Here is a 21,087-nt window from a genome sequence, read left to right on the forward strand (position 1 = left end):
CACGGGTTCACGTGGTCACGCCCACGGGTTCACGTGGTCACGCCCACGGGTTCACCAGTGTGATCCCGACGCCTTCGAAGTCCTTGACGTTCCTGGTCGCCAGTACCGCCCCGCGCTTCGCGCAGATGGCGGCGATCTGCGCGTCGGCGGTGGCGATGGGCCGCCCCGCCTTCTCGCGGGCGGTCACGATATCCGCGTAGCGACTGGCGGCAGCGGTGTCGAAGGCCTCGATGCGCCCGCCGAGGTCGTCGAACAGCATCGCGTCGATCCCCTCGGCCAGTTCCGCTCTGCGCTTGCCGTCGGGTAGACGGCGTACGCCGTGCCACAGCTCCGCCGCCGTTACGGCGGTCGTGGCGACCTCGTCGGGCACGAGACTGTCGAGCCAGTCGATGACTTGCTGGTGCGGGGCGGGTTTCACCAGTTCCGACAGGATGTTGGTGTCGAGGATGATCATTCGAACTCTGCCGGACGCGACGTGTCCTCGCGGGCCGGGATGTCCAGTTCCGCACCGCCGGGCCCGGCGAAGCGTTCCCGAATCCGCGAGCCCAGCGGGCGGGAGGTGTCGCCCGGAGCCAGCTGCTCGCTGAGTATGGCCCTTACCTCGGCCTCCATCGACCGGCCGTGCCGCGCCGCCTGGATGCGCAACCGCGCGTGGACCGTGTCGTCCAGCCCTCGGATCGTCAATGTGGCCACAGCGACCTCCTCAGGTATGCAGGGAGTGCAGTCAATGCTAGCGCTGTATGCAGGCCGGACGCACCCTCACCTCAGATCCGCCCCCGGCACAGCTCCAGCATGGTCATGGCGAGGGACGTGCCCGGCTTGCCCAGTGCGTCCCGGTAGTGGGCGAGGACCTCCATCTCGCGGGAGAGGTTCACGCGGCGGCCGCCCGAGGCGAGCCGGGACTCCTGGATGACGGCTGAGACGGCCATCCGTTCCTGGATCAGGCCGATGATGCGGTCGTCGAGGGTGTCGATGCGGTCCCGTGCGTCGGTGATGACGGAGGCGGCGTCCTCGGTGCGGGCGCCGGTGGTCTCAAGGGCGGTGGTCGTCGTGCTCATGGGTGGGCTCCTCGGAAGGTCGGGTGGCCCGGTCCGCTCGTGGCCCCTGGAAAGCACAAAGCGCCCGGGGCCTTCTCGGCCCGGGGCGCCTGGTAAGTCGCTTGTCAGTTGCTCAAGCAGCACGACCATGGCAGCCGGTGGGCCGGTTGCCATAGGTAAACGCGAAGTACGCGAGGGTGGTGTGCTTGGTCACGGGCTCAGTATGGCCCCACGCCCACACGGCACGTCAAACAGGCGGGGCGCCCGGATCGCATGGTGAGCGTCACACGGTTCGGATGCTGAGACGAAAACTCACCCCCGTACCCCCGTTAGAATCGACAAAAGAGCCGAAGCATGCTGCTCAGCCTCACGGCTGCCAGTGCTCCCCGGCTCGTCAGCCCCCTGGCTTCTTGCCCACCCCCGCCGGAAGGCCGCACACAGTGCCTGGTTCCCCCGCCGCCCCCGACACGGCTCCCGCCCCCGACACGGTCCTCGTCGTCGACTTCGGTGCGCAGTACGCCCAGCTCATCGCCCGTCGCGTACGTGAGGCGCGGGTCTACAGCGAGATCGTGCCGAGCACCATGCCGGTCGCCGAGATGCTCGCGAAGAACCCGGCCGCGATCATCCTGTCCGGCGGTCCCTCGTCGGTGTACGCGGAGGGCGCGCCGCGCCTGGACCGCGCGCTGTTCGAGGCCGGGGTGCCGGTCTTCGGCATGTGCTACGGCTTCCAGCTGATGGCGGCCACGCTGGGCGGCACGGTCGACAACAACGGTGCGCGTGAGTACGGCCGCACCGGTCTGCACGTCTCCAAGACCGGCTCGACCCTCTTCGAGGGCACCCCGGCCGAGCAGCCGGTGTGGATGTCGCACGGCGACGCGTGCAGCGCCGCCCCCGAGGGCTTCACCGTCACGGCGTCCACGGACCTGGTCCCGGTGGCCGCGTTCGAGAACGACGAGCAGAAGCTGTACGGCGTGCAGCATCACCCGGAGGTCATGCACTCCACGTACGGGCAGCAGGTGCTCGAGCACTTCCTGTACCGGGGCGCGGGCATCAAGCCGACGTGGACCATGGGCAATGTGATCGAGGAGCAGGTCGCCGCGATCCGCGCGCAGGTCGGTGAGAAGCGCGCCATCTGCGGGCTGTCCGGCGGTGTGGACTCCGCGGTCGCCGCAGCTCTCGTACAGAAGGCCATCGGCGACCAGCTGACCTGCGTGTACGTCGACCACGGTCTGATGCGCAAGGACGAGACCGAGCAGGTCGAGAAGGACTTCGTCGCCGCGACGGGTGCCAACCTGAAGGTCGTGGACGCCGAGGAGCGCTTCCTGAACGCGCTCGCCGGGGTCAGTGACCCCGAGGAGAAGCGGAAGATCATCGGGCGCGAGTTCATCCGCGTCTTCGAGCAGGCGCAACTGGAGATCCTCCAGGAGGAGGGCCCCGAGGTCGCCTTCCTCGTCCAGGGCACCCTCTACCCGGACGTCGTCGAGTCCGGCGGCGGCACCGGCACCGCGAACATCAAGTCGCACCACAATGTCGGCGGGCTGCCCGACGACATCGAGTTCGAGCTGGTCGAGCCGCTGCGCCAGCTGTTCAAGGACGAGGTGCGGATGGTCGGCCAGGAGTTGGGCCTGCCCGACGAGATCGTGCAGCGCCAGCCGTTCCCGGGCCCCGGTCTCGGTATCCGTATCGTCGGCGAGGTGACGAAGGACCGCCTCGACCTGCTGCGCGAGGCGGACGCGATCGCCCGCGAGGAGCTGACGGCCGCCGGCCTCGACGCGGAGATCTGGCAGTGCCCGGTCGTGCTGCTCGCGGACGTCCGCTCGGTCGGCGTCCAGGGCGACGGCCGTACGTACGGCCACCCGATCGTCCTGCGCCCGGTCTCCTCCGAGGACGCGATGACGGCGGACTGGACCCGTATGCCGTACGAGGTCCTCGCGAAGATCTCCACCCGCATCACCAACGAGGTCGCCGACGTGAACCGCGTCGTCCTCGACGTGACCTCGAAGCCGCCGGGGACGATCGAGTGGGAGTGACCGCTCCCTTGTAGGTCAACGCCGACGCCGTCGTTCATTCGTTTGAGCGGCGGCGTTGTCGTTTGTGGTGGGTACGCTGGCCGTACGGACCAGAATCCCGGCCATGGGAGCAATCATGAGCGCCGCGCATGAGTACGAGCTCGACGAGCCGAAGTACACATGGCCGATCCCGCCCGCAGGCGGATGGACGGCTGACGACCTCGACCGGATTCCGGACCTCCCGCCGCACACCGAGCTGATCGACGGGAGTCTCGTCTTCGTGAGTCCGCAGCGGAAGTTCCATACGCGAGCCATGTTCTTGTTCGAGAACGCTCTCGTGGCACAGATTCCCGACGGCTTCGATGTCGACCGTGAGATGACGATCAAGCTGAACAAGCGGAACCGCCCGGAGCCCGATCTGCTGGTGTACCGGGCGGAGGCGGACACCGGCCCTGACCAGACGTGGTACGACCCCGAGGACGTTGTCCTGGCCGTCGAGATCGTGTCGCCGGACTCCGAGGAGCGCGACCGCGAGGTCAAGCCCCGCAAGTACGCGGCCGCCGGGGTGCGGCACTTCTGGCGAGTGGAGCAGCGCGACGGTCTGCCTGTCGTGTACGTCTACGAACTCGACCCAGCCGTCAAGGCCTATGTAGCCACCGGGATCTATCACGACCAGCTGAAGCTCACCGTCCCGTTCCCCCTCGACATCGACCTCACCGCGATCAACCGGCGCCGGCCGCGGGACTGACCGGATCTCCCCCCGATCGCTCTGTTCTCCTGCGTGAACCAGCGGTAACTTCCGGCCATCACGCCTTGGCCAGGGAGGGAACATGACCGCTCCGACCCCCGTACCCGCGCAGAGCCTCCAGTTCGCGATGCCGCCCGTGCACCAGAGCGTCGAGGAGGAGCGAAGCCACCGCAAGGAACGGCTCGCGGGAGCGCTCAGGCTCTTCGGGCGGTACGGATACGAGGACGGCGTATCCGGCCATATCACCGCAAGGGACCCGGAGTTCACCGACTGCTTCTGGGTCAATCCCTTCGGCATGTCCATCCGTCACATCACCGTGGGCGATCTGATTCTCGTCAACGGCCGAGGCCAGGTCGTCGACGGCCGCCACCACGTGAACCAGGCCGCCTTCACCGTGCACGCCGCCGTGCACGCCGAACGCCCGGACGTGGTCGCCGTGGCGCACTGCCACTCCGTGCACGGCCGCGCGCTCGCCGCGCTCGGCGAACACCTCGACCCGATCACGCAGGAGAGCTGCGCCTTCTACGAGGACCACGCGCTCTACGACGCGTACACCGGCGTCTCCGTGGACCCCGACGAGGGCCGCCGGATCGCCACCGCGCTCGGCCCGCACAAGGCGATGGTGCTGCGCAACCACGGGCTGCTGACCGTCGGGGACTCGGTCGACGCGGCCGCCTGGTGGTTCGTCTCCATGGACCGCTGCAGCCAGGTCCAGCTCGCCGCGCGCGCCGCGGGCCGTACGCAGCTCATCGACCACAAGCAGGCCGTCGCCACCCGCGAACAGCTCGGCACGGACCTCGCGGCCTGGATCAACTACCAGCCGCTGTGGCAGGACATCAGCCGCACTGAGCCCGATCTGCTGAGCTGACCCGGCCTGACCCGACCTGACCGAGCGTCCGCGCCGAGCCGAAGCGTCAACTCCGCGCCCGGCCCCGTCACCCTCCGCCACCTGCCCGGTTGGGCCGCGCATCCCTCGCGTACGGCACAATCCCCCGTAATTACAAGGGAATTGACCGATCATGGAACGGAGTTCGCGTGGCTGTGCAAGTGGCGCGACAGGAGACGCACGGGGGCACGTGCACCTGCGGTGACTGTCCGCACGGTGCGCGCGAGGGGCACCGGCGGGCGGTCGCGGAGTTCAGCGCGAAACGGGACGGGTTCGCGGCGGGCCTCGGTCTGCCCGCGGCGGTGGCGTACTCGGCGGGCGCCGCGCGCCAGTGGGTCTCGGACGAGCTGACCCAGTCCGCGGTCGCGGTCGTCGAACGCGGCCGCGCCGAGAGCACCGCCTGGCTGCACCGGCTGTGGCGGCGCACCCTGTTCACGGTCTGGTGCCCGGTCGCGGCCCTCCTCCTCGTCCAGGCGCTCACCGCGATCGGCAGCGGCTGGACGGCCGTGCGCACCGCGGGCATGCTCACCGCCGTGGCCGTGGGCGGCCTGCTCACCGGCGCCGCCCAGGTGCACCGCGCACGCGGCGGCGTCCTGGCGCCCGTCATCGGTGAGGACAATCGGTTCTCCACCTCCCGCACGGTCGCCGCCGCCTGGGTGCTGCTCGCGGCGTACGCGGTGCTCTTCCTCGCCTGGCAGCTCGCCTTCGCCACCACCCCGCGCACTCGCGACCGCCTGCTCGAAGGCCTCGGACTCGCGGGCAACGGCGGGCTCCTGACGGTGCTCGGCGCGGTCTGCCTGATCGCCGTCGCCGTCCGCCGCCTGGTCGCCGTCCGTATCGCACGCCAGGACCTGCAGAAGGTCCCCGCCGACCGCCCGCGCGCCGCCGACCTCCTCACCGACGACGCCGGCCGCGGCCACTTCGCCGACGCCCAGTACGCCGTGGCCAACGCCGCCGCCCTCCTCTTCGCCGCGGTCGCCCTCGCCCGCGATCCCGGCCGGCTGCCCGTCCTGCCCTGGGGTCTTGCGGTGCTCGTGCTGCTCTCGGCCGTCACGTATCTCGCCGGCAAGTGGGCCGAGGGCGGCCGTCCGGTGATCCACTCGGTCGTACGCTCCCGGGAGGCCGGCGATCTCGACGGGCCGATCCGCATGGGCGACGACATCGAGATCCGCGGCACCGGCTTCGTGCCGCCCGGCGCGCAGCGCCCGGACCGGCTGGCCCGGATGCTCGTACGGATCGGACCGGTCCAGGTGCACGTCCCGCTGGTCCCGGTGCCCGGCGGCTTCACCAATCCGACGGACACCCGGCTCACGGTGCCCGTACCGGCGGATGTGGAGCCGGGCCGCTTCGAGGTGCAGGTGGTCACCGCGGCGGGCACGGAGTCGAACCGGTGCACCATCGAGGTGACGGACTGAACCTTCGAGGTGACGGACTGAACCTTCGAGGTGACGGACTGAGCCTTCGGGGTGGCGGATACGCCCGTCCCCGCGCGCATTTCCCGTGCTGGTGAGCTATCGGCACCTGTCGTACGTATGGTCGGATGACGGCAGGTTCGTTGACGGGTCAACCGAGAGGCGGCGGTCACCATGGCGCACACCCTGCGGGTCGGCACGTACAGGGACCCCGGCGGAAGCACCGGTGACTGGCGCGACACCGCGGCCCGGTACGCCCTGCTGCCGCTGCGGATCTTCCTAGGCGTCACCTTCGTCTACGCGGGCCTCGACAAACTCACCGACGACCGGTTCATGCGGGCTTCGGGCGACGGCTCGATCGGCGCGCAGCTGCGGTTCCTCGACGAGAGCGGCGATGTCGCCTTCCACCAGCTGATCGACCTGGCCCTCACCTCACCCGTCGGCTTCGGCTACGCCATCGCCCTCGGCGAGCTCGCCGTCGGCCTGGGCACTCTGCTCGGCCTCCTCGCCCGTGTCGCGGCGCTCGGCGGGGCGCTGATCTCGATGAGCCTGTGGTTCACGATGAGCTGGGCCGCCACCCCGTACTACTTCGGCAACGACCTTCCGTACCTGATGGCCTGGCTGCCGCTGATCATGGCGGGGGCCTCGTACTGGTCGGTGGACGCGTGGTGGAGGGGTCGGCGGCGGAGGCTGTAGCGCCCGATCCGGCGCTGCTACGGGATTCAGCTCCGCTACGGGATCCAGCTCCGCTACGGGATCCAGCTCCGCTACGTGATCCGGCGCCGCTAGGACCGATCCTCGCCGCCCCGCTCACCCGCCTGCCAACCCGCCTGCGTCCCGGCCTGCGCACCCGCCCGGCCACCGGCCCGCCCGCCGGCCTCCGCACCGGCCGCACCAGCCCGCCCACCGGCCTCGGGCCCGTGCCCCGCAGCCCCGTCGCGTCCGCCGCCGCCACGGGCGCCGCGCCGGTGCCCCACGAGGTACGTGATCGTCCCGGCCACCGAGGCCAGGAACAGCCCGAGCACCACGATCGGGATCGCCGCGAACCACTCCGTCTCCCACCAGCCGGCCACCTCCCCGCCGTACGCGAGCGCCACCGCGCCCATCGCGAGACCGAGGATGAGGCGGCCCGGCCGGAACGGGTGCAGCCAGGTCCGTTCGTCACTTCGCCGCACGGGCCACCTCCGCCTGTCCGAGACCGACGTCGAGTCTGAGGGTGATGGTGCCGCCGTCCTCCGCGTCCGCGGGGGGCGCCAGGGTGGTGCGGCGCTGTTCGTCCGGGGTCACGTCGAAGTCGCCGTCGGGGCGCAGGCCCGGGTCGCGCGGCAGCCGGATGTCCCCGAGTCCCACCTGCGCGTCCACCTTCACCGTCGCCCCGTACGGCACGATCACCTTGATCCGTCCCGCGCCGATCCGTGAACTGGTGGTGACCGTCTGGTCCTTGTCCAGCTCCAGCTTGCTGAGGTCGAGGGTGCCGCTGCCCGAGCCGATGTCGTATGCGGGCCGCACGGCCGCGACCGTGGCGGGCTGCCACTGCTTGTGCACCCAGTTGGTGGTGATCTCCTCCGGGAGGGCGGATGCGCCCGCGAGCAGCCCGGACAGGATCAGCGCGAGCACCACCGAACCCGCCCCCGTACGCCCGAGGAAGGCGCTCACCGCGATGCCGAGCGCGAGTACGCCGAGCGCGCAGGCAAGTCCGGCGGTCAGGACGGCGCCGAGGGCCGGGTTCGGGCCCGTCTCCTCGGCCGCGACGACCGTGCCGATCACGCCCGCGGCCATCGTGAGCAGGAAGGTCCAGCCGCCGATCCAGCGGGGGCCGCGGCGCGGGGCCGGGACGCCGGTGGGTCTGCGGACCGGCCCGCTCGCGGGGATCTCGACGCCGGAGAGCTCCGGCGGACCCCACAGGTATCCCGTACCGCCGTCGTGCGTGCCGTCCTTGACGATCGGGTCCCGCCACCACGACGGACCCCCGGAGACCGGCGGCGCCTGCGTCTCGGGCGGCGCCTCGGCGGCGGCCTGCGCGGCCGCCACATCGGGCGAGGGGGTCTCCTTGCGGCGTTCCTTCGACCAGTAGCCGGCGCCCGCGAGGAGTACGGCGAGCACCGTGGCGAAGGACAGTACGTTCGCGTTGTTCACCATCGACAGCATCACGCCGCAGCCGACCAGGGCGAACAGCAGCGCGGTGAGCGCCGGGCCGTCGACGCGGCCCGTCAGCATCCGGCGGGCCTCGTTCTCGTCCTCGCCGTCGGCGGGGATCAGGAGCCAGGCGAAGCCGTAGAAGATCAGGCCGAGGCCGCCCAGGGCACCGAGCAGCGCCAGGACGATACGGAAGATCACCGGATCCATGTCGCAGTGCCGCCCGAGACCCGCGCAGACGCCGCCGAGCATCTTGTGCTCCTGATCGCGCCGCAGCCGTGCGGGTGGTGGCCCGGCCCCGGGAGCCTCGCCCGGCGGCCCCGCAGCCCGGGTGTCGTGGTGATCCTTCATGGGTTCCATGGTGGCGGCTGCGGGCGCCCGGTGGCAGGCGGGGCGACCCTGGTCGGACCCTGAGATTCTCCTTACGGGTGGTGGGGGGCGCGTACGTCGCACGGCGGCGGCCGGGCGCGTACCTGCCGACGGCGGCGGCCGGGCCCGTACCTGCCGACGGCGGGCCGCCGGGCATCAGGGACGTCTAGGGGCCGAACCCTGATGCCCGGCGGCCCGCCCCCATGTGAGGATCGAACACATGCCAGCCGCCGCACCGCCCGCCCAGGACCCGCAGCCGCTGCGCAAGCTCTACCGCAGCGGCGAAGGCCGCTGGCTCGGGGGAGTGGCGCGCGGACTCGCCGGGCATCTCGGACTGCCCGTGTTCTGGGTGCGGCTGATGTTTGTGGGCCTGTTCATGGCCGACGGCCTGGGCGCGCTCCTGTACGCCGCGTTCTGGTTCTTCGTGCCGCTCGGCGTCGGCGGCGTCACCGCCGAGCGGCAGCACGCCGTGACCACGGAGACCGGCCCGGACGGCCGCCGCAGACTCGTCGTGCGGAAGATCGACAAGGGCCAGTTCATCGCCCTCATCGCGATGCTCGTCATCGCGATGACGTTCGTCGGCACCGTCGACGTCGGGGGCCCGGCCCGCGCGTACCTGTGGCCGATGCTCCTCGTCGGCGCCGGTGTCGCCCTGGTGTGGCGGCAGGCGGACAACGCGCGCCGCGCCCGCTGGATGGCCGTCGGCCGGGGGCGCCGTACTCTCAACATCGCCCGCACCCTGGCCGGGGTGGTCCTGGTCGGCACGGGCGTGACCGCCATCTTCGTGCTGCAGAACTCGGCCCGCGAGCTGGGCTCCGTGCTCCAGGCCGCGCTCGCCGTCCTCGTCGGCATCGCGCTCCTCGCAGGCCCGTACGTCATCCGCATGACCCAGGACCTCTCGCAGGAGCGCCTGATGCGCATCCGCGCCCAGGAGCGCGCCGAAGTCGCCGCGCACGTACACGACTCGGTCCTGCACACCCTCACCCTCATCCAGCGCAACGCGGAGAACGCGCCGGAAGTACGCCGCCTCGCCCGCGCCCAGGAACGCGATCTGCGCAACTGGCTGTACAAGCCGGAGGGCAACGGCAAGGACGAGGACGAGGAACCCTCGACCCTCGCCGAATCGGTCAAGCAGGCCGCGGCGGAGGTCGAGGACAAGCACGGCGTCCCGCTGGAGGTCGTCGTCGTGGGCGACTGCCCGCTCGACGAGAAACTGACCGCACAGATGCAGGCCGCACGGGAAGCAATGGTGAACGCCGCCAAGTACGGTGGCGAGGGCGGCGCCGTCCAGGTCTTCGCCGAGGTCGAGGGCCGCACGGTCTTCGTCTCGGTGCGCGACCGCGGACCGGGTTTCGACCTGGACTCCGTGCCCGAGGACCGGATGGGCGTACGGGAATCGATCATCGGCCGGATGCAGCGCCACGGCGGGACGGCGCGGCTGCGCGCCGTGCCGGACGGCGGCACGGAGGTCGAGCTGGAGATGGAGAGGGCGGAGCCCGAGGCATGAGCGGCGGAATGAACGGCATGAGCAGTACAGACGGTACGAGCGGGACCGGCGGCGACACGGGCGCGGGCGCGGGTGCCGGCGAGCAGCCGGACAGCCTGGGCGCGGAGACGAGCACGGGCGGCGCCCGCCGCGTCCGCGTCGTCCTCGTCGACGACCACCGCATGTTCCGCACCGGCGTACAGGCCGAGATCGGCCGTACGGAGACGACGGGCGTCGAGGTGGTCGGCGAGGCGGCCGACGTCGACCAGGCGGTCAACGTCATCACGGCCACCCGCCCCGAGGTCGTCCTCCTGGACGTGCACCTGCCGGGCGGCGGCGGCGTCGAAGTCCTGCGCCGCTGCGCCTCGTTGATGTCCGCGGCCGACAACCCGGTCCGCTTCCTCGCCCTCTCGGTCTCCGACGCGGCGGAGGACGTCATCGGCGTCATCCGCGGCGGCGCCCGCGGCTACGTCACCAAGACCATCACCGGCACGGACCTCGTCGACTCGATCTTCCGCGTCCAGGACGGCGACGCCGTCTTCTCCCCGCGCCTGGCCGGCTTCGTCCTCGACGCCTTCGCCTCCACCGACGCCCCGCCGGTCGACGAGGACCTGGACCGCCTCACCCAGCGCGAACGCGAGGTCCTGCGCCTGATCGCCCGCGGCTACGCGTACAAGGAGATCGCGAAACAGCTCTTCATCTCGGTCAAGACCGTCGAATCCCACGTCTCCGCGGTCCTGCGCAAACTCCAGCTCTCCAACCGCCACGAGCTGACGCGCTGGGCTACCGCCCGCCGCCTCGTCTGACCCCCCGGCACCCGGAGCGCGCACCACACGGTCTTGCCCACCCCGCAGGCCCGCGGTTCGGCACCCCAGTCGTCCGCGAGCGCGGCCACGAGGTGGAGACCACGACCGGTTTCGTCGCACGGAGCGGGCATGTCGGGCCGTACGGGCAGCACATCGCTCGCGTCGGTGACCGCGACCCGCAGTTCCGCCTCCGACAGCGCGAGGCGGACCCGCAGCTCACGGCCGGGCGCCTTCGCGTGGCGGTACGCGTTGGTCATCAGCTCGCTGAGCAGGAGTTCCGCCGTGTCCGCCACCCCCGGCGGCAACGACCAGGACCCCGCCTGCTCGCGCAGCAGGCGGCGGGCCCGCCCCACGCTCCGGGCGTGACGCGGCAGGCGCCACTCGACATCGGTCATGGGCGGAGTTGTCTGCATGGGCGGGTCATTCCTTGCGTGGGAGGTTTCCTGATTGCCGAGGTCACCGTCCCGTCTCGCGCGTAGCCTCGGGAGTAACAGTGCGTGTACGGCGGGTATTTGTACTCGCCGAGTACGTGACGGCCCGGCGGAGGCGCACATGTCGACGGAGACGAATCTCGCGTGGCGGTACTGCGGCAACCAGATCAAGCTCTGGCGCGAGCAGGCTGGTCTCACGCGGGAGGCCTTGGTCAAGGAGACCGGATACAGCCTCGACTACGTCAAGTCCATGGAGAACGGGCGGCGGAAACCCACCACGCGGCTGCTCCGGGTCGCGGACCAGCTGTGTGAGGCGGGCGGAAAGATCGTCGCCGCGCAGGGGTTCCTCAAGCCGGAAGCTCATCCCGAGCGGGCGCAGGAGTACATGGCGCTGCAGAGGGATGCGATTTCTGTCAGCCAGTTTCATCCGCTGCTCGTTCCTGGTTTGCTTCAGACGGAGAGATACGCGCACGCGCTGATCAGTGCGAGCTATCCGCCACTTGACGACGAGATGGTTGAGTCGCGTGTCGCGGGCCGCATCAGGCGGCAGCAGTCGATGGTTGAGCGCAAGACGGCCCTCTTCAGCTTCGTGTTGTACGAGGCGGCGCTCCGTACACCGGTCGGTGGCTCTGAAGTGATGGGAGAGCAACTCCGACAGCTCCTGGAATTGGGCAAGCTGCGACAGGTCGTGATCCAGGTGTTGCCCTACGGCCAAGCGTACGGAGTGGCGCTGAACGGCCCCATTGTGTTGCTTGAGACACCTGACAACGAGCGCTATGCGTACGTGGAAGGGCCGCAGACCAGCGCCCTGTACGCCGAAGGAGAGAAGGCGAGCAAGCTTGCTCGCGCCCATGACATGATCCGCGTGCATGCCCTCAGCCCTGAGGGGTCGGTCGAGTTCATCAGAAAGGTGGCCGCAGAGTTGTGAACGCCCGCCTGACGTGGTTCAAGTCCAGCTACAGCGACAGCGAAGGCGGCGACTGCGTCGAAGCCGCTCGCACCCCCGACCGCATGCACATCCGGGACTCGAAGCTCGGCGCTCAAGGGCCGAGCTTCTCCACCGCCGCACCCGCATGGAAGGCGTTCCTCACACACGTCCGCAGCGCCTGAGATCCGAGACGCGAAACCCGAGCGCTGTTTGTAAGGAATGGGTGGTTGGGTCTTAACCCACCCTCCCGCCCTTCCCGCAGACGCGCGCTCAACTCCCGCCACGGCCAGCGCACATGACTTTCCGCGACCGGGTTGCGACACACCGTGCCGACCCTCTAGCGTTCGCGAAAAGAAACGACCCCGGTCGGGTGCTACCAACACCCGCCGAGGTCTGACCAACTCGATCGTCAGGACCGATCTCGTGGCTGCTGAAAACCTTAGCCCTGCCCTGCCGTCTCCCGCACACCCCCTGGCCAACCCCGGCTACGGAAAACGCGGAGTCACCGATCCGAGCCCCCTCCGTCGCGACTCCTTCGCCCACCTCCCCACCCGCGCCCGCTATCTCGCAGGCTTCATCGACGCCCTGCCCGAGCAGGCCGCCATGGACATCAAGACCCTCGCGGACAGCCAGCCCCTCTACGGGCAGGCGGCCGTGAGCTCCGGGCTCAGGGAACTCTCGGCCGCCGGGCACCTGCGCCGCGTGCAGTGCGTTTCCGCCTCCGCCGCCGAGAGCGGAACGACACGGTGGGTGTTCCACACGTACTGGTCGCGCACCGCACGGACTGACGAGTGGTGGACCCGCTTCCTGAACGGTGACACACCGGACCCGGAGCTGGGATCGCTGCCCGGGCCGAAGCCGGGGCCAGAACCGAAGCCGCTTCCGGAGCCGAAGCCGGGGCCGGACGCGTCCCCCGCCGCGTCCCCCGCCGCGGCGAAACCGCCCACTCACTCCGAGGCCTACAGCTGCCTCGCCCGCCTGGGCCTCCGCGACCCGCGGCTGACTCTCTCCGCGGCCGACTGCGCCACCCTCGAACCCCTCGCCGCCGACTGGCTGGCCCGCGAACCCGATGCCGAGCGCTTCACGTACGCCATGACCTCAGGCCTGCCCGAGAGCGTGCACCTGCCCCGCGCCTTCCTCGCCCGTCGTCTGCGAGACAAGCTCCCGCCCGAGTGCGTACGCACCCCGGAGACTCCCGGGCCCGTACCCGCCCACCGGATCCTCCCGACCCTCGTCGAGTGCACGGACTGCGGCCGCCCGGGCCGCCCCGAGGCCCTCCCGGGCGGACTCTGCCGACCGTGCCGCGCGGCGGAGGATCAGCGCTCATCGCCTGCTGCGGGCCAGGTCCAGAGCAAGGTGGGAACGGCGTCCGCGACGACCGGCCGGGGTTCCTCGCACCAGTTGGACGTGGAAGTAGTTCACGTGCTCCAGGGCGGCGTAAGCAGTGAAGAGGAGCCCGGGGATGCTGCCGGTTCCGAGGTCTTCGAGCACGGCACGGGACGTGAACAGCAGTCCGAGGGCGAGAAGCGGGAAGCGCGCATGGCGACGTAGGGAGTTCGCGCCGAGGAGCGCGCGGGGTGCCGCCATCAGGGAACCGTCCAACGCCTGATCACATCTCCACCAGCCTGGTTCTCCACGCCGGAATGCGCTGGCGGGATCGTCGGCGTGATGTGAGGATCCTCGGATGCACATACTCGCTGATGAACGCGGTCATCTGTCCTACGTCGTCGAGGGCGCCGGCACCCCGGTGGTTCTCGTGCACGCCGGTATCGCCGATCACCGGATGTGGGACGCCGTCGCTCCCGCGCTCGCCCAGAGCCACACCGTCATCCGTTACGACCTGAGGGGCTTCGGCGAGTCCGCGCCGCCGAGCGGGCCGTTCCGCGAGACCGACGATCTGCTCGCGCTGCTCGACCACCTCGGGCACGACAAGGTCCGGCTCGTCGGTGCGTCCTGGGGCGGCCGGGTCGCCCTCGACTTCGCGCTCGCCCACCCGGAGCGGCTGCACTCCCTCGCGGTGTTCTCCCCGCCGTGGCGCGGCTACGACTGGGGCGCCGAGATGATCGCGTACGACGAGGCCGAGACCAAGGCGCTGGAGGCGGGCGACCTGGACACGGCGGTCCAGGTGAACCTGGACATGTGGCTGCGCGGTTCGGCCCGCGGCTGGGAGGACGTCGCCGAAGGACTCGCGGACCTCCTGCGCGAACCGCTGCGGATCTCGCTGGTGAACCAGGACACCGTGGGCGAGCACTCCCAGGACCCGGTCGGCGGGGAGCTCTCCGCGCTGAACATCCCCACCCTGGTCGGGATCGGCAAGCTGGACGCCGGTGACTTCCAGGACATCGCCGCGCGCTATGCGAACGAGATCCCCGGGGCCGACTTCGTCACCTTCGACAACGCCGCGCACCTCATCGCCCTCGACGCCCCGGCCGAACTCGCCGCCGCACTGGGCCCGTTCCTCGCCGCAGACTGAGCCCGGTCAGCGCGTCGCGAACCGCGTCAGCGTGCCAGGCACCGCATCAGCGCACCACACACCGCATCAGCGCGCCACGAACTGCGTGAGGATCGCCTGCACCTCGTAGATGTTGACGCCCTTGGTGAAGGTCTTCTCGATCGGCGTCGGGCTGCCCGAGACCCAGATCTTCAGCTCGGCGTCCAGATCGAAGTGGCCGGCCGTCTCCACCGCGAAGTGCGAGATGGAGCGGTACGGCAGCGAGTGGTACTCGACCTTCTTGCCGGTCAGGCCCTGCTTGTCGATGAAGATCATGCGGCGGTCGGTCAGCAGGATGGCGTCACGCATCAACTGGTAGGCGCCGTATATCTGCTCGCCCTGGCCGAGCAGCCGCGCGTACTCCTGCGCTGCCTTGCCCGGGTCGATGGTGTGCGCGTTGCCGAACAGTGCCACTGGGGTCCCCCGTGTGTCGCTCGGGCGAGGCCCACCGGCCGCCCGATTGTTCTGTGTCCCTCAGTGAACGTCCGAGTTCGTACGGGAGTTCCCGCCCGACTCCGGGTGAGGAGCCGGCCGACGGGGATGACCCAGTTCCCGGATCGCCCACTGGCGGTGCCCGACGGCCTTGGCGACACCGAGCAGCCCGGTCAGCCAGATCAGGGTGCCCGATCCGAGCGCGAGCACGGCCTCGTACGGGCTGTGGGCGGCGTACGTCCCGCCGAATGCAGCCCACAGCCCGGCGGCGCAGGGGGCGAAGGACAGCAGCAGCCAGGCGAGGCTGCGCCCGGGGGCGCGCAGCGCCTGCGCGGAGGCCCGCTCCTCGTCCAGAGCGAGCCACGCATCGGTGAGTTCGCGAACGCGACGATCGGTCCGCGCTCCCCGTACGACGATGAACACGGCGGGCGCGAGGGCAGCGAGCCCGAGAAGCGCGCACACCGGCCCGAGCACGATGAACATCGGGTCCTTGTCGCGGATGAGCATCAGCGGCATCGCCACCAGAGCCCACCCGAACACGGCGAGCACCCCGGTCAGCCACAACACGACAAGCCGCCCGACTCCGAGGCTCCGCCTCCGCAGCAACTCCAGTGCCTGCTCACGGTCATGGAGCAGCGCGGTGCGGTCCGGCCAGGTGGCGAGGTGGGTGGGTGGCGGTGGGGGAGGGAGGGGCATGGAAGGCGGTCCGTCTCCTGGTCGGGGCACGCCCGTGGCGGGTGGCTTCCGGTTCGGGTTCCTTGTCACCGTATCCGGTGCGGGGGAGCTGACTGCGGCCGGTTCCACTCGCCGGTACGCGGGCACGAACAGCGGTTGGCGTACGCTTCCAGCGACGTTGCTAGAGTGACGGAAGTGTCCGAAGTGATATATGGGCACCTGGAGTTCACGACAGGGGACAGCATGAGCGGCGCGGGCGGACACCCAAGGCTGCGTGCCAAGAGCGACCGCCTGACGGACCTCGCGAACGATCTCGACGGGATGCAGGACTATCTGGACAAGCAGGTCCGGCGCATGGACGCGATCGTCGACAAGGTCGAGGCAGGCTGGCGCGGTCCGGCGGCGAGCGCCTACCGGGATCTGCATCGGGCGGCCGCCGAGGACGCCGTACGCATCCGGATGGTGATGCAGCGCCTGGAACAGGCCGTACGGCTCAGCCGTGACGGGTTCACCGAGCAGGAGCTGGACATCATGGAGCAGCTCCGCAAGATCCAGACGGAGACGCAGGTGAAATCCGAGGCCGCGGAACTCTCGACGCCGAACACCGAGCCCCCGGCTGCCCCGCGCAGCCGCCTCTCGGATTTCTGAACGGGACATGTGAGGGACGCAGGATGTCCGTGCATGTGTCTGGACGGGACGCACGTCCCTGAACGGGGAACACAGTGGATGAAGACCACATAGCCGTCGACTTCGCGACCCTGCAGAACCTCTCCGGTGAGCTGGAGGACGTCCTCAAGCTGCTCAACGAGCGCCTCGATCTGCTGTACCGCCGGGTGGAGAAGGTCGTACTCACCTGGGAGGGCGAGGCCCGCGAGGTCTTCGTCGACGAGCTCGACAAGTGGGACCACTCGGCCTCCGACCTGCAGGCGACACAGGCCTGGCTGCACGACGTCGTGGTCAACGGCGAGATCGACTACGCGGCGGCGCACCGGGCGGTGCTGCGGGGCTGGGGCGCCGCCTGATGGCCGAGCTGCCCTCCGACAAGCAGCGCGAGCGGGAGCGCGACCAGGCGAAGACCGTGCCGCCCAACAAGGGCGTCGGGAGCTTCGACGTGGAGCCGAAGCACCTCTACTTCACATCACTCGTCGTACGCGACGAGCAGTTCGCGTACGACAAAAGCGCGAAGAAGTTCATCGAGCGCGTGAACAAGTACAGCCAGTCGGCAGGCACCGGCTGGGGCCCGGACTCGTTCGCCGACCGCTACGGCATCGTCGCCGGCAAGTTCATGAAGCTCTGGGCGAAGAGCGTGGTGTCCGTGGGCGGCGTGTCCGTCGGCTTCACCCAGACCGCGAACAACTACGCGCTGGCCGACTGGGCCGCGAACCAGCGCAAGGGCAAGGCGCCGGAGGAGAAGCAGCCGCCGGCGGTGATCGACAGCGATCCCGCGTACGGACCGCTGAACGACCTCACCTGGCGCGGCGAGGGCGAGTACCACGACTCGTGGGCGATCTCCGGAATCCTGGGCGAGGTCCCGGACTTCCTCATGTTCATCATGAAGCCGGTGGTCGACGAGGTTCTGCGGCTCGGGCGCATCCACGAGATCACGCCGGGTGTGAAGGAGGACGAGTTCCGCGACATCGCCGGGGCCTGGCGCGATGTCTCCAAGGATGTGAAGAAGGCGGCGGACGGCTTCACGGACGCCGTCTCGTACGTCACCGATCCCACGGGGAACGGCGAGTGGCAGGCCGCCATGAAGACGTTCTGCCAGTCCATCTGGGGCGCCACGGCCTGGGGGAAGGTGCGCGACCAGCGTGCCGACGTGACGCACAAGCCGACCGGCCGGAGCTGGAAGACCAAGGGCAACGTCGATCCGGCGACCCGTCGCCCGGTCATCCAGGTGCTCGACAAGACCGCGGAGACCATCCAGAAACTCTTCGACGAACTGGCCGACGTGGGCCAGCGGACCACCGAGACCACCACGCGGCTTGCCAAGGAGGCCACGCGGAAGACGGTCAAGGACCTGACGGTGGACCTCGACCTGTTCGAGCTCACCAGGCTCGCGGCCACACTCGCCTTCGCGGAGGTCGTCATCACCTTCCGGTCCCATATGGACAAGGGGGCCATGGACGCGGCGGTCAACACGTACCTGGAGGCGTTCAGCGAGGCCGCGGGCAAACTGGCGAGGCTCGAGTTCGAACTCGACGAGGCGCTCCTGAGCGTGCCCACCTTCCAGGCGGAACGGGCGCGGGCGCAGGGATTCGGTGCCCGTTCCCTGAACGAGTTCAAGAAGGAGCACAGCTGGCAGCTGCCGGAGAGCCAGTTCCCCTATCTGTACTCGGTGGACCTTGCGGCGATGGAGGGAGTGGGCGGAGCCCACGCCATCGACAAGCATGTGGGGAAGACCGATGAACAGTTGCTGCAGCGGCTCCGCGACGAGCAGAAGCAGAACGGTGAGTACAAGATTCCGGGTGCGTCCACCTATGCCGACATCGAGTCTGCTCAGCGGTACACGCAGTACTGCCTGCGCGACAACACCGATGAGATCACCGCATGGCTGAACGAGGACCCACCGGACCCGACGAAGGAGATCGAGACCGATGCCATTCCTGTTCAGGGGCCCCTTACCGGCGATGCGGTGACCGGCCGCGGCTCGACCGTGGGCGATGATGGCAAGCCTTCGCAGGTGGGGGACACACATGGCGTCGCGATCCGGCTGCTGTATAAACCGGACCTGAACCCGCCCTATGTCGTCTTCAGCTCGATGCCCAAGTGATGCCCAAGTGAGAGGCCCCCGGATGGACAGCGAAACCGAGCACGGCCGGACTCGCGGACCCTCGGGGCGTCCGGACGCCGATCGGTGGGCGGCCGCCGTCGACATATACCGCCATCGGTACTCGTTCATCGCTGTCGGCCCGCGCACCGGGGAGGACTGGCTGCCCGATGTCGCCGCGATCATGCGCAGGGAGGTGGCGGATCCCCGCGGGTGGCGAGGCAAGGACCCCGAAGTGGGGGAACCGGAACTGCTGGAGGATCCCGCGTTCCCGTTCCGTGTACCGCCCTCGGACGACAACGGTGCCGCGCAGTGGCGCGGGGGACTCTTCGAAATCCCCCGCTCTTCGGTCGTGCGCCTCCTGGTCATGCTGGCCACCAACGAGATGAACGTGAACAGGCAGCGCGACTTCGCCGAGCGCAGAGGTGGCATGGAGCAGCATGCGGAAGCAATTCTTTCGCGGTTCCCCGCCGGGTCGGAGTTCTTCACCAACACCCGTCATGGTGGCGACGATCCCGACTTCTACGAGAAGGTGTCGGGTTGCTGGCCGCTGAGCCGGTACGTCTGGGACTTCGGCCTGCTCGCGGTATCCGATGACGAGATCGGCCTCATCTGGTCGTTCGACGCAAGCTGAGATGAACTGACATGACCGTACGGACCAGATCCGCCACCTACCCCGACCGCGAAACCGCCCAGTGGGCCACCCAGCAGGTCGTCACCCGCAACGAGCAGAAGATCCACCGCTGGCTCGCCCAGGGCACCCGCCCCCGCCTCACCATCGAGGCGGCCTGGCCCTCCCGTGAGGAGCCCGTCGGGCGGGTGCTGTTGCAGGCGATGATGCTGGCCGGCCGGGGTGCCGTGGAGGTGCGGGCCGCGCGGGTCGTACTCAAACGCGAGCCGGACAGCCCGCACGGTTTCGTCGTCCTCACCACCGTCCCGATCTACCTGTAGGCGCCCGCATGTCCATGAAGCCCCTCGAATTCGACCGCCGCTACGGCGAGCTTGACCAGGTGATCGGCGCGTACCTCGGCCTGCCCGCCGACGACGAACCGGAGCAGCCGAGCGAGGCGCTCCGGGCCTACCTCCGCCACACCTGGCACACCCGCCCCTGGGCGCTCGCCACCGCCGAGCGCCAGCTGCGCGAATACGCCCGCAACCCTCCGGGCCGGCTGCGCCTGAACCTCGGCGAGTTCTATCCGGTGCCGGACGTCGGCCTGCCCGAATCAGCCATCCAGGACTGGCTGTTCACGATCGCCGACCTCATCAAGGCGAGCATCGAGACGGGCACGGTCCCGCCCGCGTCCGCACCCCGTACGCACTGGGAGTGGCAGGCCCGCTTCCCCGAGCTCGGCCAGTTCCTGGGCGGCTGGTTCTCGCAGGACATGCCGGACGAGTTCCCGGACCACGAGACGGCCGTACGCGCGTACGCGACCGAGACCGACCCGCAGCTGGTGGCCCGTCTGCGCGGCGAGGTGCACGAACTGATCGCCCTCGGCCTAGGCGAAGCCGAGTACGTCCTCGCCCTGGCGGAACTCGGCATGGAGGTGGATCCGCCGCAGCCGTATGCGGCGGGCGGGTGGCTGGCGCTGGTGGCGGACCAGCTGGGCGGCCGGTTCGTGGCGGAGTACCTGCCTCGACGCGGCGAGGAGCTCCATGGGGAAGACGGCTGAGTCACGGAGCGAGTGAGCCGTACGACGTCGACCGGGGAGCCACAGATGCCGATTTTCGCCCATCTCGCCTTGAGTACGGGGCCCGTCTTCCACCTCGCCGCCCTCGCGGCGGAGACGCGATCGCGCGCCGGGGCGGACTCACTCGAGTGGCAGGTGCTGCGATACGCACGCCTGGCGGGCCACGCGTACCCCAGACGCGGTCCGGCCTGGAGCCCGCAGCATGCGGCCTTCCAGCTCGACTACTTCGCCGAGACCTTCGACGAAGCACTCTTCGCAAGCTGTTCGCCCGCCACCCGCGAGACCTGGCTTGCGGCCGCCGGTGATGCTTCCGTGCCGGAGTTCATGAGCGGCCTCGCCGACCTGCTGCGTATCGCCGAGCGGGAACCATCGCCCGGTTACGCCGAGGTGCCGCTCGCGCGATGGGAGGCAGAGGCTCGCTACCCGCGGCTCTGCGGAGGGATATGGCCGTTCTCGACGGGTGACTACGAGTCGTACGAGCAGGCGGTCACGGATGTGGTGGAGAGCGAGCACCCCTGGTACTGCCATGAGGATCTGGCCGAACTGCTGGCCCAGAGCGTTGAGGTGATCGAACTCTCGGCGGTCTCACCGGAGTTCGCCGAAAGCATCGCCGAGTTCGTACCGGCACACACGCGCAGAGCCCTGCCGGATCTGGCCGCGGCATCGGCGGACCACTTCCGGCGCGCACACGTGGGTGAGGCTTCTGCCCGCCCGCCGGAGTGGAGGCCGGATCGACAGTGAAGGTCGGGGGACTCGACTCGGGTGAGCTCACCCGTGAAGCCG

General features: G+C 69.8%; 25 protein-coding genes and 1 pseudogene. 18 read left to right on the forward strand and 8 right to left on the reverse strand.

Annotated elements, in window-relative coordinates; translation table 11 throughout:
• Window positions 1-37: 37 nt before the first annotated feature.
• The 3 genes from ACLF6P_RS22400 to ACLF6P_RS22410 form a co-directional block, all read right to left on the reverse strand.
• Window positions 38-454: a type II toxin-antitoxin system VapC family toxin gene (locus tag ACLF6P_RS22400; protein WP_415952427.1), complete on the reverse strand. Its 417-nt coding sequence runs from the start codon at window positions 452-454 to the stop codon at window positions 38-40.
• Window positions 451-693 carry a FitA-like ribbon-helix-helix domain-containing protein gene (locus ACLF6P_RS22405; RefSeq protein WP_415952428.1) on the reverse strand — a complete coding sequence of 81 codons (243 nt, stop codon included), beginning with the start codon at window positions 691-693 and terminating at the stop codon, window positions 451-453. The genes ACLF6P_RS22400 and ACLF6P_RS22405 overlap by 4 nt, the downstream gene beginning before the upstream one ends.
• A gap of 71 nt (window positions 694-764) precedes the next feature.
• Window positions 765-1,058 (reverse strand): chorismate mutase, encoded by a 294-nt coding sequence (locus tag ACLF6P_RS22410; protein ID WP_415952429.1) that lies wholly within the window; start codon window positions 1,056-1,058, stop codon window positions 765-767.
• Window positions 1,059-1,477: 419 nt separating this feature from the next.
• On the opposite strand from ACLF6P_RS22410, the gene guaA reads away from it, so the two are divergent.
• The 5 genes from guaA (at window position 1,478) to ACLF6P_RS22435 (ending at window position 6,788) form a co-directional block, all read left to right on the forward strand.
• The gene (gene guaA, locus ACLF6P_RS22415; RefSeq protein ID WP_415952430.1) at window positions 1,478-3,067 is read left to right on the forward strand and encodes a glutamine-hydrolyzing GMP synthase; all 1,590 of its coding nucleotides are present in this window, start codon (window positions 1,478-1,480) and stop codon (window positions 3,065-3,067) included.
• 115 nt (window positions 3,068-3,182) lie between these two features.
• The gene (locus ACLF6P_RS22420; protein WP_415952459.1) at window positions 3,183-3,794 is read left to right on the forward strand and encodes a Uma2 family endonuclease; all 612 of its coding nucleotides are present in this window, start codon (window positions 3,183-3,185) and stop codon (window positions 3,792-3,794) included.
• An 82-nt stretch (window positions 3,795-3,876) separates the two neighbouring features.
• On the forward strand, window positions 3,877-4,662 hold the full coding sequence (locus ACLF6P_RS22425; RefSeq protein WP_415952431.1) for a class II aldolase/adducin family protein: 786 nt from the start codon (window positions 3,877-3,879) through the stop codon (window positions 4,660-4,662).
• Window positions 4,663-4,829: 167 nt separating this feature from the next.
• Window positions 4,830-6,095 carry a hypothetical protein gene (locus ACLF6P_RS22430; protein WP_415952432.1) on the forward strand — a complete coding sequence of 422 codons (1,266 nt, stop codon included), beginning with the start codon at window positions 4,830-4,832 and terminating at the stop codon, window positions 6,093-6,095.
• 171 nt (window positions 6,096-6,266) lie between these two features.
• Window positions 6,267-6,788: a DoxX family protein gene (locus ACLF6P_RS22435; protein WP_415952433.1), complete on the forward strand. Its 522-nt coding sequence runs from the start codon at window positions 6,267-6,269 to the stop codon at window positions 6,786-6,788.
• 89 nt (window positions 6,789-6,877) lie between these two features.
• Here ACLF6P_RS22435 and ACLF6P_RS22440 read toward each other — a convergent pair whose 3' ends face one another.
• On the reverse strand, window positions 6,878-7,267 hold the full coding sequence (locus ACLF6P_RS22440) for a hypothetical protein (RefSeq protein WP_415952434.1): 390 nt from the start codon (window positions 7,265-7,267) through the stop codon (window positions 6,878-6,880).
• Window positions 7,254-8,579: a PspC domain-containing protein gene (locus ACLF6P_RS22445; protein WP_415952435.1), complete on the reverse strand. Its 1,326-nt coding sequence runs from the start codon at window positions 8,577-8,579 to the stop codon at window positions 7,254-7,256. Before ACLF6P_RS22445 ends, ACLF6P_RS22440 begins: the two co-directional genes overlap by 14 nt.
• 238 nt (window positions 8,580-8,817) lie before the next feature.
• Here ACLF6P_RS22445 and ACLF6P_RS22450 point away from each other — a divergent pair, with 238 nt between their 5' ends.
• Together ACLF6P_RS22450 and ACLF6P_RS22455 are read left to right on the forward strand one after the other, a co-directional pair.
• Complete coding sequence (locus ACLF6P_RS22450; RefSeq protein WP_415952436.1) at window positions 8,818-10,104, forward strand: ATP-binding protein; 1,287 nt, start codon at window positions 8,818-8,820, stop codon at window positions 10,102-10,104.
• 8 nt (window positions 10,105-10,112) lie between these two features.
• Window positions 10,113-10,889 (forward strand): LuxR C-terminal-related transcriptional regulator, encoded by a 777-nt coding sequence (locus ACLF6P_RS22455; RefSeq protein ID WP_415952460.1) that lies wholly within the window; start codon window positions 10,113-10,115, stop codon window positions 10,887-10,889.
• An 83-nt stretch (window positions 10,890-10,972) separates the two neighbouring features.
• Here ACLF6P_RS22455 and ACLF6P_RS22460 read toward each other — a convergent pair.
• Window positions 10,973-11,443 (reverse strand): annotated as a pseudogene (locus ACLF6P_RS22460) (ATP-binding protein); the annotation flags it as partial.
• Between ACLF6P_RS22460 and ACLF6P_RS22465 the strand changes: the two are divergent.
• The 4 genes from ACLF6P_RS22465 to ACLF6P_RS22480 all read left to right on the forward strand — a co-directional run bounded on the left by ACLF6P_RS22465 (window position 11,442) and on the right by ACLF6P_RS22480 (window position 14,721).
• Complete coding sequence (locus ACLF6P_RS22465; RefSeq protein ID WP_415952437.1) at window positions 11,442-12,248, forward strand: helix-turn-helix domain-containing protein; 807 nt, start codon at window positions 11,442-11,444, stop codon at window positions 12,246-12,248. The pseudogene ACLF6P_RS22460 and the gene ACLF6P_RS22465 sit on opposite strands and share 2 nt — an antisense overlap.
• On the forward strand, window positions 12,245-12,430 hold the full coding sequence (locus ACLF6P_RS22470) for a DUF397 domain-containing protein (protein WP_415952438.1): 186 nt from the start codon (window positions 12,245-12,247) through the stop codon (window positions 12,428-12,430). The genes ACLF6P_RS22465 and ACLF6P_RS22470 overlap by 4 nt, the downstream gene beginning before the upstream one ends.
• 241 nt (window positions 12,431-12,671) lie before the next feature.
• Window positions 12,672-13,799 carry a hypothetical protein gene (locus tag ACLF6P_RS22475; protein WP_415952439.1) on the forward strand — a complete coding sequence of 376 codons (1,128 nt, stop codon included), beginning with the start codon at window positions 12,672-12,674 and terminating at the stop codon, window positions 13,797-13,799.
• Window positions 13,800-13,932: 133 nt separating this feature from the next.
• Complete coding sequence (locus ACLF6P_RS22480) at window positions 13,933-14,721, forward strand: alpha/beta fold hydrolase (RefSeq protein ID WP_415952440.1); 789 nt, start codon at window positions 13,933-13,935, stop codon at window positions 14,719-14,721.
• A gap of 66 nt (window positions 14,722-14,787) precedes the next feature.
• Here ACLF6P_RS22480 and ACLF6P_RS22485 read toward each other — a convergent pair whose 3' ends face one another.
• Together ACLF6P_RS22485 and ACLF6P_RS22490 are read right to left on the reverse strand one after the other, a co-directional pair.
• Window positions 14,788-15,153, reverse strand: coding sequence for a PH domain-containing protein (locus ACLF6P_RS22485; protein ID WP_415952441.1), 366 nt, complete (start codon window positions 15,151-15,153; stop codon window positions 14,788-14,790).
• Between the two features lie 60 nt (window positions 15,154-15,213).
• Complete coding sequence (locus tag ACLF6P_RS22490; protein ID WP_415952442.1) at window positions 15,214-15,867, reverse strand: hypothetical protein; 654 nt, start codon at window positions 15,865-15,867, stop codon at window positions 15,214-15,216.
• A 222-nt stretch (window positions 15,868-16,089) separates the two neighbouring features.
• On the opposite strand from ACLF6P_RS22490, the gene ACLF6P_RS22495 reads away from it, so the two are divergent.
• The 7 genes from ACLF6P_RS22495 to ACLF6P_RS22525 all read left to right on the forward strand — a co-directional run bounded on the left by ACLF6P_RS22495 (window position 16,090) and on the right by ACLF6P_RS22525 (window position 21,045).
• Window positions 16,090-16,494 carry a WXG100 family type VII secretion target gene (locus ACLF6P_RS22495; RefSeq protein WP_415952461.1) on the forward strand — a complete coding sequence of 135 codons (405 nt, stop codon included), beginning with the start codon at window positions 16,090-16,092 and terminating at the stop codon, window positions 16,492-16,494.
• A gap of 74 nt (window positions 16,495-16,568) precedes the next feature.
• Window positions 16,569-16,868, forward strand: a complete 300-nt coding sequence (locus ACLF6P_RS22500) for a WXG100 family type VII secretion target (RefSeq protein ID WP_415952443.1) — start codon at window positions 16,569-16,571, stop codon at window positions 16,866-16,868.
• Window positions 16,868-18,619 carry an RNase A-like domain-containing protein gene (locus ACLF6P_RS22505; RefSeq protein ID WP_415952444.1) on the forward strand — a complete coding sequence of 584 codons (1,752 nt, stop codon included), beginning with the start codon at window positions 16,868-16,870 and terminating at the stop codon, window positions 18,617-18,619. The genes ACLF6P_RS22500 and ACLF6P_RS22505 overlap by 1 nt, the downstream gene beginning before the upstream one ends.
• 22 nt (window positions 18,620-18,641) lie before the next feature.
• Window positions 18,642-19,250, forward strand: coding sequence for a hypothetical protein (locus ACLF6P_RS22510; protein ID WP_415952445.1), 609 nt, complete (start codon window positions 18,642-18,644; stop codon window positions 19,248-19,250).
• Window positions 19,251-19,261: 11 nt separating this feature from the next.
• Window positions 19,262-19,567 (forward strand): RNase A-like domain-containing protein, encoded by a 306-nt coding sequence (locus ACLF6P_RS22515; protein ID WP_415952446.1) that lies wholly within the window; start codon window positions 19,262-19,264, stop codon window positions 19,565-19,567.
• An 8-nt stretch (window positions 19,568-19,575) separates the two neighbouring features.
• Window positions 19,576-20,286, forward strand: a complete 711-nt coding sequence (locus ACLF6P_RS22520; protein WP_415952447.1) for a contact-dependent growth inhibition system immunity protein — start codon at window positions 19,576-19,578, stop codon at window positions 20,284-20,286.
• Window positions 20,287-20,331: 45 nt separating this feature from the next.
• Window positions 20,332-21,045, forward strand: coding sequence for a hypothetical protein (locus tag ACLF6P_RS22525; protein WP_415952448.1), 714 nt, complete (start codon window positions 20,332-20,334; stop codon window positions 21,043-21,045).
• Window positions 21,046-21,087 lie beyond the last annotated feature (42 nt).

It is taken from the genome of Streptomyces lothianensis, from assembly GCF_047779955.1.
In the GTDB taxonomy this organism is placed as follows: Bacteria; Actinomycetota; Actinomycetes; order Streptomycetales; family Streptomycetaceae; genus Streptomyces.

What these genes read in the sequence shown, in the direction of transcription:
- ACLF6P_RS22400 (WP_415952427.1), bottom strand. Translation starts at nt 454, where the DNA reads ATGATCATCCTCGACACCAACATCCTGTCGGAACTGGTGAAACCCGCC.
- ACLF6P_RS22410 (WP_415952429.1), bottom strand. Translation starts at nt 1,058, where the DNA reads ATGAGCACGACGACCACCGCCCTTGAGACCACCGGCGCCCGCACCGAG.
- ACLF6P_RS22420 (WP_415952459.1), top strand. Translation starts at nt 3,183, where the DNA reads ATGAGCGCCGCGCATGAGTACGAGCTCGACGAGCCGAAGTACACATGG.
- ACLF6P_RS22425 (WP_415952431.1), top strand. Translation starts at nt 3,877, where the DNA reads ATGACCGCTCCGACCCCCGTACCCGCGCAGAGCCTCCAGTTCGCGATG.
- ACLF6P_RS22435 (WP_415952433.1), top strand. Translation starts at nt 6,267, where the DNA reads ATGGCGCACACCCTGCGGGTCGGCACGTACAGGGACCCCGGCGGAAGC.
- ACLF6P_RS22445 (WP_415952435.1), bottom strand. Translation starts at nt 8,579, where the DNA reads ATGAAGGATCACCACGACACCCGGGCTGCGGGGCCGCCGGGCGAGGCT.
- ACLF6P_RS22450 (WP_415952436.1), top strand. Translation starts at nt 8,818, where the DNA reads ATGCCAGCCGCCGCACCGCCCGCCCAGGACCCGCAGCCGCTGCGCAAG.
- ACLF6P_RS22455 (WP_415952460.1), top strand. Translation starts at nt 10,113, where the DNA reads ATGAACGGCATGAGCAGTACAGACGGTACGAGCGGGACCGGCGGCGAC.
- ACLF6P_RS22465 (WP_415952437.1), top strand. Translation starts at nt 11,442, where the DNA reads ATGTCGACGGAGACGAATCTCGCGTGGCGGTACTGCGGCAACCAGATC.
- ACLF6P_RS22480 (WP_415952440.1), top strand. Translation starts at nt 13,933, where the DNA reads ATGCACATACTCGCTGATGAACGCGGTCATCTGTCCTACGTCGTCGAG.
- ACLF6P_RS22490 (WP_415952442.1), bottom strand. Translation starts at nt 15,867, where the DNA reads ATGCCCCTCCCTCCCCCACCGCCACCCACCCACCTCGCCACCTGGCCG.
- ACLF6P_RS22495 (WP_415952461.1), top strand. Translation starts at nt 16,090, where the DNA reads ATGAGCGGCGCGGGCGGACACCCAAGGCTGCGTGCCAAGAGCGACCGC.
- ACLF6P_RS22505 (WP_415952444.1), top strand. Translation starts at nt 16,868, where the DNA reads ATGGCCGAGCTGCCCTCCGACAAGCAGCGCGAGCGGGAGCGCGACCAG.
- ACLF6P_RS22510 (WP_415952445.1), top strand. Translation starts at nt 18,642, where the DNA reads ATGGACAGCGAAACCGAGCACGGCCGGACTCGCGGACCCTCGGGGCGT.
- ACLF6P_RS22515 (WP_415952446.1), top strand. Translation starts at nt 19,262, where the DNA reads ATGACCGTACGGACCAGATCCGCCACCTACCCCGACCGCGAAACCGCC.
- ACLF6P_RS22520 (WP_415952447.1), top strand. Translation starts at nt 19,576, where the DNA reads ATGTCCATGAAGCCCCTCGAATTCGACCGCCGCTACGGCGAGCTTGAC.
- ACLF6P_RS22525 (WP_415952448.1), top strand. Translation starts at nt 20,332, where the DNA reads ATGCCGATTTTCGCCCATCTCGCCTTGAGTACGGGGCCCGTCTTCCAC.